Below are 13,567 nucleotides of genomic sequence, written 5' to 3'. Positions count from 1 at the left end.
ACAATATGGCTTATTTATAAAGATTTCACGCAGTTTCTGCCTGCATTTTTGGCTAAATATAATGCTTTATCTGCTTTTACCAATAAGGCTGAAAAATCTTGTTCATCTTCAAATGAAGCCACACCAGCACTCACTGTTTGTGTTAATTGAGCGGCAATTAACGACCAATCGTAAGTAGAGATTATATCGATTAAGCGATGCGCGATTTCTATGGCCTTGTCTTGTGAAATGTTAGGTAGTAGTACAATATATTCTTCACCACCGACACGACCAACAATGTCGGTATCACGCATCATGCTAACGGCTAGCTCAGCAATTTTTACCAATACCTTATCGCCAATATCATGACCAAAGTTGTCGTTTACTTGTTTGAAATGATCGGCATCAAACGAAATGATAGAAAACGGGATGTTATCATCTTTAGCCTGCTTGATAAAATCATCACCTTGGTCGTAAGTGAAACGACGGTTGGCGAGTCCTGTTAATTCGTCCGTTAAGGCAAGTTGTTTAAATGAGCGTTTACGTAGTATTTGTTTATAAGCAAAAATAGACACTAGAATTAAAATCACTAAACTCAAAATAGTAATAATTATTTGCATGTTTTTATTATGTTGCATGATCTCAAGTTGAGCTTGTTTTGCTTTTGATGCCTTTATTAAGGCTAAGTTTTCATTTTTAATTTTGTTAGTATCAAAGCGGGTTTGCATTTCTGCATTGCGATCAGCTAAATGTTTTTTATCCATTTTAATGTGTAAATCAACATATTGATAAAGTGTTTGATAGGCCTCATACCATTGTTGTGATTCACCTAATATGTCACTTTTTAGTTTTAAGCTGGTGCTGATCCCACGGCTGTTTTGACTTACAGCGAATGATTTGATCGCCTTGTCTAAATACGCTATTGCCTCGTCATAGTTGTCTTCATCAAAAAACACCTGTGCAAGGTACAAATTCATATAGCTAAACGAGCCATCATAAGACTCCGGAATAACAGTTTCTGCTTGAAGCAGGTGTGTTTTAGCTTGCTCAAATTGACCGAGCTTTATTAAGGCACCAGCAATATCAATAGACATGCTTTCCGCGTTGAGGTTATTGTTTTCGTTTAACCAAAATGCACGACTTTTTTGATAGCGTTCTATTGCTTGCTGGTATTCGCCTAATTCTTCTAATGAAAAGGCTATTTGATTATTGACTTCATTAGCATCATAAGTTTGATTTGTTTCGATGAAGTACTGCTCTAATTCAAGTTGGTATTTCAACGCGGTAGCCGAGTCGCCTAAACGGCGGTAGGTAGAAGCAAGTTCACCTAGGTTGTACGAAGCCCAATAAGGTATATTTAATGACTCATAAAGTTGTTGTGCGGTAATTAAGTCTTCTAACGCCGCAGTGAAGTTGCCCTGATATGAAAACATGCTACCACGAGAACTGCGTCCATCAGCGATAAGGCGAGGGTTTTCTAGCTGGTAGGCGGCCTCGATACCAATATTATAGTCTGATAGCGCTTCATCTACTTTCGACATAACTTGCCGGTACCAACCGCGGCATAAATACAAATCGGATAATACTATTGAAGGAGCGGGATCAGAAAAAAGCAGTATTTGTTCGCTGGCGTAATCGATGGCTTGCTGTATTTGTTCGTTAGTGATGGCTTCAAAATTCCAGCATTTAGTTCGGACTAAGCGATGTTGTCTTTGAGTATCATCTGCAGCGATTAAGCCTTCAAGCTCAGTGATTAATTGGTCAATTTCAGATTGTGTACTTACTAAACCATTTTCTATTCGGTCAAAAATGTTATCGGCACGGGTTGGGTTTGGGGATGCGGCAGCATTGGCATTGATGCTTATATTCAGCAATAAGGCATAAAAAAAGATCGACATAAAACGAGTGCTGAAATTGGGCAATGTATTCATCCAGTTCTGGTTTGTAACTTTTGTTATTTTTTGGGAGCTTTTGCTTGAATTGAGTATAACTTAGTTAAAGGATTAAGGTAAAATTAATATCCATAACTTTGGTTTGTGTGAACATTTGTCTGTTAGGCGACCATTCGATTGGTGATGGTAGATATTAATTAAGCTGTGATGCAAGTTTGCTGGACTTGCACCTCAATTTTTAACGGATTTCTAAGGCTGTGAAGGTGGTGTTTGGCTGCAATCGCGTATAATCACAAATATGGTGAGTAGCCGATATTAAATTAAAGAGAAAAGTAATGAGCGATAAAGATCAACAATACACAGAGACTGTGAAGCAAGTTTCTTATAACGTAGCGAATAAAGTGCTTCCTATGGATAAAATGCCAGCCACATTACTTGAAGCTTATGATGGCTTGTTAGTTGAATTATTAGCCGATAAAGCCGGCCTTTTTCAGCAAGCCTGGGACGGTTTACCGGCTAGTGCGCAAAAATTGTTTACCCAAGCTGAGTTTCATGGATTTTATATTGCTAATGCTTGGATGCAGTTAAGCCGTGTGGCTCAAGAGATTGCGGATAGCGCTGATTCTGAAGAAGAAATGAATAATAATGAATATGACGGTGTGTTTGGTCGTTTAGCAGAGCAGTCTTTAAAAGAGTGTTTACGTAAATTGAAAAAAGCTCGTACTGATCGCTCGATGCTCAATAGTTTCAAACAGGTCATGGCTGACTAATTCAGCTAGCATTAAACGATTGTTTAAAAAAATCCCAGCGCCTGCTGGGATTTTTATTGCGTCAATTAAATTGTCGAGTCTTTTGGCTTGATCGCCAAAGCGACAAACTAAAAGCTAGAATGCAGTGCGACGATAACGGCGATATTCAGGTTCCCAAAAGTTATCTTCAATGGCTTGCTTTAGTAACTCATCGGTACAAGGCAATGCTAAACCTTGTTCAATGGCTACTTTAGCCACCGCAAAAGCAATGTGTTTACTGACTTTCTGAATATCGTCAAGATTAGGCAAAAGCGCACCTTCTCCGGTATTACCAAGGGGTGAACACTCAGATAAAGCACGGCTTGATGCCATTAGCATTTCATCAGACACACGTTTTGCGCCACATGATAAAACACCAAGACCAATACCCGGGAAGATAAAGCTGTTGTTACACTGAGCAATTTCAAAGGTTTGTTCGTTAATAACCACATCTTCAAATGGGCTGCCTGTAGCCACTAAGGCTTGGCCTGCGGTCCAATGCAAAATATCTTTTGGGGTGGCTTCTACTCGGCTAGTTGGGTTAGACAGTGGGAAAATAATCGGCCTTGGGCAATGGCTATGCATGGCTTTAATCACTTCTTCCGTGAATAAGCCCGGCGCACCAGAAACACCAATTAATACTGTCGGTTTAGCATTATTTACTACATTTAGCAGTGATACGTTCTCACTGTAGTTATCCCACTTTTCAATGGTGGATACCGGTTGAGCGAGTTTGGTTTGGAACGCCAATAAATTTGGCATGTTGTCCATTAACAAGCCCCAGCGATCGACCATAAATACTTGCGATCGAGCTTGCTCATCGCTGATACCTTCCGACACCATTTGCGCAATAATGGCTTCGGCGATACCGCAGCCAGCACTTCCCGCACCTAAGAATACTACTCGCTGTTTGTTAAGCTCTGTTTTAGCCGCTTTACACGCAGCAAGCAATGACCCAACTGTTACCGCGGCGGTGCCTTGAATATCATCGTTAAAGCAGCAGTATTGATCTTTGTAGCGCTCTAATAAAGGCATGGCATTTTTTTGTGCAAAATCTTCAAACTGGATCAGTGCATCAGGCCAGCGTCGACTTACCGCTTGCATAAAGGCTTCAACAAAGTCTTTATATTCTTCACCGCCAACTCGCTGGTGGCGCCAACCCATATACATTGGGTCTTCTAATAGCTGCGGGTTATCTGTGCCAACATCTAAAGTCACAGATAAACAATACGCAGGGCTTATACCACCACAGCTAGTGTATAAAGACAATTTACCAATTGGGATCCCCATGCCGCCAATACCTTGATCGCCAAGACCAAGAATGCGTTCGCCATCAGTGACCACAATCACTTTTACTTTATGGCGAGTAGAGTTATTTAAAATATCGTCAATGCGGTCTTTGTTAGGATATGAAATAAATAAGCCACGATTACGACGGTAGTTTTTCGAAAAACGCTCACACGCTAGCCCCACTGTTGGGGTATAAATGATGGGCATCATTTCTTTAATGTTACTGCGCAGCAGGCTATAAAAGAGCGTTTCATTGGTGTCTTGAATGTTTCGCAGATAGATATGTTTATCGAGATCATTATTAAAGCTAGCAAACTGCTCGTAGGCTCTAGACACTTGCTCGTCAATGGTTTCGATTACCCAAGGTAATAATCCTTCAAGATTGAAAGAAATTCGCTCATCTTCAGTAAAGGCGGTGCCTTTATTTAGCAGAGGAGATTCAAGAATTGCAGGTCCTGCAAAAGGAAGATAGAGGGGGCGTTTATTATCGTCCATGGGTAACCTTTTTTGTTTGATGTTAGTTAGGTTTTTAGATGGCGTAGATTAACATGACTAGCAATTTTTGTGGTCTGTTTAGTGAGTAAATTCACATTTTTTTCATTGATGGGTGTTTGAATAGATACAAAAATGCACTGACAAAGCAGTGCATTTAAAGTCGTTGACCAATCTAGTTACATGCCACGGTGTTTGATTGATAAACCTTTTAAAAAGTTACGTAAAATTTGATCGCCACAAGCTTTAAAGTTTTTGTGGTCTGGGCTACGGAATAGCGCGCCTAATTCTGACTTAGTAATTGAAAATTCAGCTAAGCCTAAAAGGCTAATAATATCCTCTTCTTTTAAGGTGAGTGCGACGCGCAGTTTTTTAAACATTAAGTTGTTGTTTAAATTTTTAACTGGGCTTGGCACTGTTGCACCTTCTTGTAAGCCACGGTTCGTAATAATCAATCCATCTAAAAATTGGCACATAAGGCTGTCATTAATGGCTTGGTAACCGGGTTCTTCTTCTTTTTTAAGCATAGCAATAATATTGTCAGTGCTGACTTCAGCATTAGCTGCAGCAAAAATGTGGACCATTTTTGCATTTGAATAGTCAAAGATGAAGCGAATACGGCGAAGAATATCGTTGTTTATCATAGTTCTCTCTGGCGCGGCTGCGCGAGTTATGTGAATGCTTTATTTAGCCCTCCTATTATAGCGCATTTCAGTATGATTATTGCTGGATAATTTTACGTAACGCTTGACGTATATCATCATGAATACCAAATACGCGCGACATATCGGTTAATTCTATAAGAATTACTTCAGACATTTTTGCCAAGGTGAATACTGTTTTACAGTTTGGTTAAATACCAAAAGATAAAAATGCTTGAAAAGCCGATAAAATAAATTAGCCCTAACCACGACAACCGCACCATATTAGGCCCATATCTGTGATGTTTAGGCAGATGCTTACTCGTCATCAAACGAAAGTTTAGCCAAGCAAAAATAACCGTGGTCATAAAAGCTAATATCATCACAAATTCAAGTAGTGGCAATAACGCACCTTTAAAAAATAATATTAACCCTAGGCCTAATAAGCTGATAAATAACATAATACTGTTTAGTCTTAATGATGAATCAGCAGATTTATTTAGCAATTGCCACGCCAGATTTAACGTGCGGCTATAGCCATCGATGACGGTAACTGTGGTACTAAAAATACACAGTAGGGCAACTGTGGCAATCAAATAGCGACTATGTTCGCCCATTACTTGGCTATAAAGGCTGATTAACTGGTTGGCAAATTGCGATCCAGAATCAGAGAATTGTTCACCAGAACCATGCATCACTAACGCGCCTAACGCTAAAAAGACTAGCGCAAGTATCGCTGTGGTGACATAACCTAAATTGAAGTCAAAAACTGCTTGTTTGGCATTAATCGATTGTGATTTTTGTTTTTCGAGTAACCACACTGAGTTCCAAGTACTTACCTCAATAGGGGCAGGCATCCAGCCCATCATTGCAACTAAAAAACCAACATTAGCCCATTGCCACGCATCGGCTGTTGATGTGATTTGTGGCTGACCCCATTGATGCGCCCAAGCCAACACAACTGCAATCAAGGTGGTTAGCGTTAGCGTGAACATAATGATTTTAGTGATGCTATCTAGCCATTTGTAATGACCGATTATCAATAACAACAGTGAACTGACTAACACTAATGCAGCAAGAATATCAATCGATAAGGGAACAAACTGAGTCAGCAGCGCTGCAGTTAACATACACACGCCAGCGGTACTGGCTACCGCGGCAACACTATTGAGCAGACTAAACAGGACTAAATAGCCTTTACCTTGACGTTGGTAGCCATGTAATAAACTCTCACCTGTGGCTGCTGTGTAACGTGCGCCTGCAGCAAAAAAGGGATATTTAACCAAGTTTACCGCTAACACTAACCAAGCCAGTTGCCAGCCATATTCAGCACCAGCGCGAGTTGATGCGACAAGGTGCGAAGCCCCAATAGCCGCAGCAGCCATCAAAATGCCTGGCCCAAGGTTAGCAATACCTTGCCTAAAACGTATCACTTTAGATGGATGTTTAATGATGTGGCTGGATGACATTTACTGGTACTCGTAGGTAATTAAAAATTTTACTTATATTTTTTATGAGCTTAGCTTGCCACAAATTGTTACATAGCAAAACTGCTGGTTACACAAATATTTAACATTTTAGTTTGTTGTTTATTGACATTTTGAATCAAAGCTCTAATTTAGTGATGGCTTAACATAAAAGCATTGCTCGAAAATGATGTCGAGTAACTTATTAAAATAAAAGTATTTAAATATTATATTAAGGAAGATCATGAAAAGACCTCACCTACTACGCAGCGCCTGCGCTGTGGCAATTTCGTTAACCTTAGCACCAACTACTTTTGTTTCTCATGCTGCGGAATCAACCGAAGCTAAGCAAATAGAAAAAATCGAAGTAACTGGCTCCCGTATTAAGCGAACTGATATTGAAGGCCCGTCGCCAATACAGTCATTGAACAAAGATGATATTGCTAATATGGGTTTTGATAATCTTCAGCAATTGCTTGAAAAGATGCCTGCAGCTGGTGCAGGCACTTTTTCGACAAGAGGTAATAGTCAAGATTCTACTGCAAATGGTGGCGCAGCTATCAGTTTGAGAGGGATGGGAGCGGATGCCACTTTAGTGCTGATTAACGGCCGTCGAGTTGCGACAAGTTCTTTTGCTGAAGGAATTACCAACTCATTTGTTGATATTAATAATATCCCTGTTTCGGCTATTGAGCGTATTGATATTTTGAAAGATGGCGCTTCAGCTATTTACGGCTCAGATGCTATTGCTGGTGTGGTAAATATTGTTTTGCGTAAAAATATTGAGGGTCTAGAGCTCAACCTTGGATATGGTGGCGCGTCAGGTTCAGATTATGACGAAACAACTGCCAGTTTAGTCTGGGGCATAACAGGTGAAAAAGGGAGCGCGTCTGTCATTGTTGATTATTTCAACAATAATCGCTTAGCAGCGAGTGAAATGGGGAGGTTTGGTACTGCTAATCAATCGCCTTATGGTGGAGAGGACTTCCGCTCATCTCGTGGTTTCCCTGGTTACTTTTATGTCGATGGCGTGAAAACCATTGATCCTGATTGTCCACCAGAAAATGCAACGGCTAGTGGTAGTTGTTTATTCGATTATGGCCCTTATAACCTGACGATTCCAGAAGCCGAGCGAGTTGGGTTTATTGGTCAATTTGAATATATTTTTGCTGAAAATGTAACGGGTTTCTTAGAGGTTGCGGTTCAACATAATACTTCAGAAGCTGGAGGTGCAGCGACACCTCTAGATGAATCTGCTGGTTTAACTGTTCCGGGAACTCATCCAAATAATCCGTTTGGAAAAGACATTGAAATTGGTCGATTCAGACCCGTAGATGCTGGAGCTCGTCGTTGGGATATCGAGTCAGATACATTAAGAATGGTGGCTGGTCTTCGTGGCGTTGTAAACGATTGGGATTGGGAGGCATCTGTACAGCGAGGTAGAAGTGAGTCTACTCAGCAGGGGGATCGCACGCAAGGTTGGGTGCGAGTTGATTATTTACAGCGTGAAATAGATGCTGGTCGATATAATCCTTTTGGAGGCACGTATAACTCTCAAGATGTTATCGACGATATTACGACTAGTTTAGTGCGCCAAGGTGAGTCACATATGACTTCATTTGATGCGAACATTACTGGCCAAGCATTCACAATTGGTGATCGAGACGTCATGATGGCTGCTGGTGTTGAGTATCGTGAAGAGGATGTATCGGACACACCTGATGAGCAATTTCAACGTGGGCTAATTTTTGGTACTGAAGCGGTTTCTGCGAAAGCGGATCGCGATCAATATGCTGGCTATGTAGAATTTTCTATTCCTGTTGCAGATAACTTTGAATTACAACTTGCTGGTCGCTATGATCATTACAGTGATTTTGGTTCAACCTTTAATCCAAAAGCAGCGTTTATGTGGGGAATAACTGATAATCTGAGTGCTCGTGGTTCTTGGGCTACTGGTTTTAGAGCACCTTCATTAGCACAAATTGGTTTAGGGCCTTCGCAAGAAAGTAATTTCTTTATTGATACCTATCGCTGTGAGGCTGACGGTGTAGATTGTACCGCCCTAGATTACAACACTGAATTTGCTGGTAACCCAGATCTAGATGCGGAAGAGTCTGAAACTTGGAACGTGGGCATGATTTGGGCCCCGTATGAAAAGTTTGACATTGGTTTTGATGTTTGGAGCATTCAACAAGATAATAAAATCGATAAACAGCCTTTAGGTGATATTTATACCGCGCATTGTAATGATCAAAATAGTACGGTGTGTGAACGTCTACCTGCTCCTGTGGGCCAAACATTCGGTACTATCGATGTTATTCATTCAAGCTTTATTAACTTAAGCTCTCAAGATGTACGAGGTGTCGATATTTCAAGTCATTATGCTTTAGAGCTTGATGATTATGGTGATATTAAATTTGGTCTTGAGTGGAGTTACTTAGATAAATTTGAAAAAGATAACTTGGATTATACCGGTGAATATAAGTTTCCTGAATACCGCTGGCTAGCTACTGCTAACTGGAGTAAAGATGACTTTTCTGCGAATCTAAACCTAACCTATGTTGGTGAGTTTGAGGATACGCCAGACATTGATTTTGATGGTGTTTTAGACTTTGAAGATAATCAGTCTCGTATGGTTGATTCGCAAATTATTGTCGATTTACAAGGAGCTTATCGTTTCTCTGAAACATTCAAGTTAACTGTTGGTGTAAATAATGTATTTGATGAAGAACCACCATTTGCAATTGGTGATGGCGATTCAGATCTTTATGGTTATGTGCAATCAATCCATAATCCTTTAGGGCGATATATTTATACAAAGCTAACAATGAACTTTTAATATAATGACTTATTAGCTATTGGGCCGTATTACTTTTATATTGAGTAATACGGCTTTTTTATTACATACAGGTAAACACAATGATCACATTACATGGTACTCCGCGAAGCCGCGCATTACGCGTGTCTTGGATGTTAGAAGAGTTAGGAATTGAATGGCAGTTTCGCTTTTTAAATTTTGCTAAAGGAGAAAATCGCAGTGCTGAGTTTTTGGCGTTAAACCCAAGCGGGAAAATGCCTGTGATTGAAGAAGATGGCTTTGTGATGACCGAATCTGCGGCCATTGTGCAATATCTTGCTGAAAAGTATGGTCATGATAAATTCCTACCCGCCAGAGGTACCCAGCAATCCGCTATTTATCATCAGTGGGTGAGTTTTATTATTTGTGAGCTCGAGCAGGCGCTTTGGAGTATGGGTAAGCATCGCTTTGCTTTGCCGGAGGAGCAACGTCTTGCTGAGATGTTACCTGTTGCCAAATGGGAGTTTGATAAAGCAGCGGCTTTAGCCGAAAACCAAGTACCAGAATCAGGCTATTTATTGGGTGAGCAATTCACTACGGCCGATATTTTACTCACTCATACATTAATGTGGGCAACTGCATTTGATCAAACTATCCCTCCCAAATTAACAGCTTACCGAGATAGATTGCTCACTCGGGCAGCATTACAATCAGCCTTGGCCAAAACTGAGCCAGTTGCGAAAGCGGCACAAGAGCAAGCTTAGTGTCAAAGCCTAGCGGGTTTATTGAAGAGAGTCTGGTTGTTTGAATAAACAAAAGGGTCGCTGACGTTTAGTCTTCGACCCTTTTAAATTTAATCCCAATCGTAATAAATAACTGCTCATGCTAGCTTGTGAAAATTCCTAATAACAGCGTTTTTTCTACGCTATTTCAGTCCACTTATCTATTGTGATTGATATATAAAAAATACGGTTACTGGTCATGCTACATTAGCGTTAACAGCCTTACAGTTGAGTTGCAGCCCATTTGGCGCGGCTTTCACGGCTTTCGCTCATGCCGTTATCGGCACGATAAGCTTTGTAAGCTTCTGCATCTAATGGGATTAAACTGACATCGACCTCTAATACCAATTTACACTCTTTTTTGATGCGCCATGCCGCTGTGTTATATAGCTCAGTTAATGGCAAAGAGCTTAAAAACTCAGGGTTATATTGGGTATATAACGCTTGAGTGGGATAAACCACAAAGGCTAAACGACGCTTAGGTTCTTTTTTGAAAAGCGCTTCAATACCGTCAGTGGTATTGAGTACTTGCATTTCAATGATGTCATCAATTTCTAATAGTTTTTTCTGTGCAGGTACAGGTGCTTCTGCCTCTGCGGCTTCCCATGCTATTACGGCTTCATGAGTGGTTTTGGTTAACAAGGCCACTTGTTCAGTGGTTAATCCAAATGACAGGCGTAAACACTGCATTTCAATGGCATTTAAGCCAGTATCTTTAGACATGGTTTTTCCTAAATAGAGATAAATTTATTGTGCAAGCCAAACGTCTTCAACCCAATCCCAAAATGATTCCCACATTTCACCATTGAAGTCACCGTCTTCCCAAAACTGCACTTGGCCGTTTTCATCAATGCAGTAAAAGCTATCACCTACTTGGCAAATTGGAATTTGTTCTCTAGGTAAGCCTATTGACCAAGCATAACTGGCCACTTCAGGTAAAAATGTGTGAGTATAAGGATCGGCTGCGGTAACAGGCTCAAAACTACCGTAAATCACATCGCTGGCATGCAATAAAAACTCTTTTAAATCGGCAGGGATGCCAATTAAAATTTGCTCTTCAACTTCGACGAGTTGCTCAAAAGTTGGCAACTCTAAAGGAACCGGAACGGTTTCGCTGAGTTCTTGAAGTTGATCGATAATTTCTTGCATGTGTTTATCCTTTGAACGCCATCATAGGTGGTGCGATATTTGGCGGGATTATAGCAGAATTATCGTGAATAGCAGGATAAAAAAGGACGCCGTGTTAGGCGCCCTTGAAGAGGATTTTGGCTTATTTTATTACCAAATTTTTACGCGGTTTTCTGGGGCAATATACATTTTATCGCCTTCTTTTACGTCATAAGTGCTATAGAACTCAGGCATATTTGATAATGCGCCTATCGCACGGAAGTGGCCAGGAGAATGTGGATCGGTTGCAACACGGTTACGCAATGCTTCTTCTTTCATTTTCACTCGCCAAATTTGGCTAAAGCCCATAAAGAAGCGTTCGTCACCGGTTAAACCATCAATAACTGGTGCTTCTTTGCCATTAAGTGACATTTTGTAAGCTTTATAAGCGATAGTGACGCCAGACAAGTCACCAATGTTTTCGCCTAAGGTTAGTTCACCATTAACGTGTAAATCATCAAATACTTGATAACCATTGTACTGAGCAATTAAAGCTTTACCCTTGCTTTCAAATGCTTTTAAGTCAGCTTCTGTCCACCAATCACGCATGTTACCTTCACCATCAAATTTAGCGCCTTGGTCATCAAAACCGTGGCCCATTTCATGGCCGATAACCGCGCCAATACCACCGTAGTTAACAGCGTCATCGGCTTCAAGGTTAAAGAAAGGCGGTTGTAAAATTGCTGCTGGGAACACGATTTCGTTCATGGTTGGGTTGTAGTAGGCATTAACGGTTTGTGGCGTCATGTGCCATTCATCTTTATCGATAGGTTGTCCTAACTTAGCGATATTTCGGTTATGCTCAACAATGGCTGCACGGGTGATGTTACCTACTAAATCATCTGCTTTAATCGATAATTTGCTGTAATCTGCCCATTTGTTTGGGTAGCCAATCTTAGGATTGAATTTCGCTAATTTGTCTTTTGCAGCCACTTTGGTAGCTTCACTCATCCAATCTAAAGAATCGATACTTGAGCCATAAGCACTGCGTAGGTTTTCAACTAGGTGTTCCATACGGTCTTTCGCTTCTGGCACAAAGTGACGTTTGACGTACACTTTACCTACCACTTCGCCCAATGTACTGCTAACCGTGCTAACACCCCGCTTCCAACGCGGCTCTTGTTCTGCTTGACCGTTTAAGGTTTTAGCAAAAAAATCAAAGTTTTCATTATCTAATGCTTCAGATAAATTACTTGCCGCATGAGTGAGGGCTTGCCAAGTCATGTAGGTTTTCCAAGTGTCTAAATCATTGGCTTTTAATACTTCATTGAAGCCTTGAATATAGCTTGGCTGGTTAATAATGATATCCGCTTGTTTGTCTGCGCCTAAGGCTGCTAAGTAGCCCGTCCAATTGATGTCTGGTGCTAAAGTCGCTAGTTCAGATACTTCAAATTTGTTATAGGTTTTAGTGCTGTCGCGAGTTTCGACTACATCCCAATGCTTCTCTGCAATGGCGGTTTCTAGGGCTAAAATAGACGCTGCTGAGGCTTTAGCGTTTTCTAGGCCGGCTAGATTGAACATTTTTTCGATGTGCTCAAGGTAGGCTTTACGGATATTTATAAAGCGCTCACTATCGTTAAAGTAGTAATCTTTTTCCGGCAGACTTAAACCGTATTGCCAAATGTGGGTGGCGTAACGGCTTGAGTCTTTGGCATCCACATTGATGTAAAATGCTAATGGTGTCCCGCCGCCATTGACTTGGTTTTCAGCAAAAAAGGTGACTAATTCATTTTTGTCTTTTAGTGCAGCAATTTTATCAAAAGTGGCTTTTAATGGCGTAACACCCAATTTATTTAAGGTTTCAACGTCCATGAAAGAACGATAGAGATCTGCTACTTTTTGCTCATCAGTTCCTTCGGTTAAGGTGTCTGATGCACTTAAATCTTCAATAATGGCTTTAACATCTTGTTTGGCATTTTCACGTAAATCATAAAATGCGCCAATGTTAGTGCGATCGCCTGGGATTTCTGCTGTGTTCATCCAGCCGCCGTTCACGTAAAGATAGAAGTCATCTTGTGGACGAACTGACTTATCCATATTGTCGAAGGTAATGCCCGATGTTAGGGCTTTTTCAACGGCTGCCGCGGTAGCGGTTTTGGCTGTTTCTGGTTTAACTGCTTCAGTGGTCGCTTTCGTGCCATCGTTGCATGCGGTAAGGCCTGCAATCAGTGAGGCACAAAGTCCTCCAATAACCAATTTTCTCATGTTGTTTCCCTTGCGTTAATTTAAAGCCCCATTGCAGGGGCTAATGAAGGTGCATTTTATTTATTGCC

At 40.8% G+C, this 13,567-nt stretch carries 10 protein-coding genes; 3 read left to right on the top strand and 7 right to left on the bottom strand.

The window, feature by feature from the left end; genetic code table 11:
* Positions 1-14: 14 nt before the first annotated feature.
* The gene (locus HBH39_RS13850; protein WP_167679231.1) at positions 15-1,877 is read right to left on the bottom strand and encodes a tetratricopeptide repeat-containing diguanylate cyclase; all 1,863 of its coding nucleotides are present in this window, start codon (positions 1,875-1,877) and stop codon (positions 15-17) included.
* 329 nt (positions 1,878-2,206) lie between these two features.
* Here HBH39_RS13850 and HBH39_RS13845 point away from each other — a divergent pair, with 329 nt between their 5' ends.
* Positions 2,207-2,641: a DUF3069 domain-containing protein gene (locus HBH39_RS13845; protein ID WP_167679228.1), complete on the top strand. Its 435-nt coding sequence runs from the start codon at positions 2,207-2,209 to the stop codon at positions 2,639-2,641.
* A 114-nt stretch (positions 2,642-2,755) separates the two neighbouring features.
* Here HBH39_RS13845 and HBH39_RS13840 read toward each other — a convergent pair whose 3' ends face one another.
* The 3 genes from HBH39_RS13840 to HBH39_RS13830 all read right to left on the bottom strand — a co-directional run bounded on the left by HBH39_RS13840 (position 2,756) and on the right by HBH39_RS13830 (position 6,551).
* Positions 2,756-4,444, bottom strand: coding sequence for an NAD-dependent malic enzyme (locus HBH39_RS13840; RefSeq protein ID WP_167679226.1), 1,689 nt, complete (start codon positions 4,442-4,444; stop codon positions 2,756-2,758).
* 176 nt (positions 4,445-4,620) lie between these two features.
* The gene (locus HBH39_RS13835; protein WP_167679224.1) at positions 4,621-5,085 is read right to left on the bottom strand and encodes a DUF1456 family protein; all 465 of its coding nucleotides are present in this window, start codon (positions 5,083-5,085) and stop codon (positions 4,621-4,623) included.
* A gap of 197 nt (positions 5,086-5,282) precedes the next feature.
* Entirely contained in the window at positions 5,283-6,551 is a 1,269-nt protein-coding gene (locus tag HBH39_RS13830) for an Nramp family divalent metal transporter (RefSeq protein ID WP_280117329.1), read from the bottom strand.
* Between the two features lie 241 nt (positions 6,552-6,792).
* On the opposite strand from HBH39_RS13830, the gene HBH39_RS13825 reads away from it, so the two are divergent.
* On the top strand, positions 6,793-9,387 hold the full coding sequence (locus HBH39_RS13825; RefSeq protein ID WP_167679222.1) for a TonB-dependent receptor: 2,595 nt from the start codon (positions 6,793-6,795) through the stop codon (positions 9,385-9,387).
* 80 nt (positions 9,388-9,467) lie between these two features.
* Positions 9,468-10,109 (top strand): glutathione S-transferase family protein, encoded by a 642-nt coding sequence (locus HBH39_RS13820; RefSeq protein ID WP_167679220.1) that lies wholly within the window; start codon positions 9,468-9,470, stop codon positions 10,107-10,109.
* Positions 10,110-10,349: 240 nt separating this feature from the next.
* Here HBH39_RS13820 and HBH39_RS13815 read toward each other — a convergent pair whose 3' ends face one another.
* From HBH39_RS13815 to HBH39_RS13805, 3 genes are all read right to left on the bottom strand, one after another.
* Complete coding sequence (locus HBH39_RS13815) at positions 10,350-10,850, bottom strand: DUF4447 family protein (protein ID WP_167679218.1); 501 nt, start codon at positions 10,848-10,850, stop codon at positions 10,350-10,352.
* Positions 10,851-10,874: 24 nt separating this feature from the next.
* Entirely contained in the window at positions 10,875-11,276 is a 402-nt protein-coding gene (locus HBH39_RS13810; protein WP_167679216.1) for an SMI1/KNR4 family protein, read from the bottom strand.
* Positions 11,277-11,405: 129 nt separating this feature from the next.
* Entirely contained in the window at positions 11,406-13,499 is a 2,094-nt protein-coding gene (locus HBH39_RS13805; protein ID WP_167679214.1) for a M13 family metallopeptidase, read from the bottom strand.
* Between the last annotated feature and the right edge of the window lie 68 nt (positions 13,500-13,567).

Origin of the sequence: Shewanella aestuarii, assembly GCF_011765625.1 — a bacterium.
Taxonomy (GTDB): domain Bacteria; phylum Pseudomonadota; class Gammaproteobacteria; order Enterobacterales; family Shewanellaceae; genus Shewanella; species Shewanella aestuarii_A.
The sequence above is the reverse complement of the archived record's forward strand: the minus strand, read 5'-3'. Positions and strand labels throughout refer to the sequence as shown.

Excerpts from the sequence above, each read along its gene's own strand:
- HBH39_RS13850 (WP_167679231.1), bottom strand. The coding sequence starts at position 1,877 with ATGTCGATCTTTTTTTATGCCTTATTGCTGAATATAAGCATCAATGCC.
- HBH39_RS13845 (WP_167679228.1), top strand. The coding sequence starts at position 2,207 with ATGAGCGATAAAGATCAACAATACACAGAGACTGTGAAGCAAGTTTCT.
- HBH39_RS13840 (WP_167679226.1), bottom strand. The coding sequence starts at position 4,444 with ATGGACGATAATAAACGCCCCCTCTATCTTCCTTTTGCAGGACCTGCA.
- HBH39_RS13835 (WP_167679224.1), bottom strand. The coding sequence starts at position 5,085 with ATGATAAACAACGATATTCTTCGCCGTATTCGCTTCATCTTTGACTAT.
- HBH39_RS13830 (WP_280117329.1), bottom strand. The coding sequence starts at position 6,551 with ATGTCATCCAGCCACATCATTAAACATCCATCTAAAGTGATACGTTTT.
- HBH39_RS13825 (WP_167679222.1), top strand. The coding sequence starts at position 6,793 with ATGAAAAGACCTCACCTACTACGCAGCGCCTGCGCTGTGGCAATTTCG.
- HBH39_RS13820 (WP_167679220.1), top strand. The coding sequence starts at position 9,468 with ATGATCACATTACATGGTACTCCGCGAAGCCGCGCATTACGCGTGTCT.
- HBH39_RS13815 (WP_167679218.1), bottom strand. The coding sequence starts at position 10,850 with ATGTCTAAAGATACTGGCTTAAATGCCATTGAAATGCAGTGTTTACGC.
- HBH39_RS13810 (WP_167679216.1), bottom strand. The coding sequence starts at position 11,276 with ATGCAAGAAATTATCGATCAACTTCAAGAACTCAGCGAAACCGTTCCG.
- HBH39_RS13805 (WP_167679214.1), bottom strand. The coding sequence starts at position 13,499 with ATGAGAAAATTGGTTATTGGAGGACTTTGTGCCTCACTGATTGCAGGC.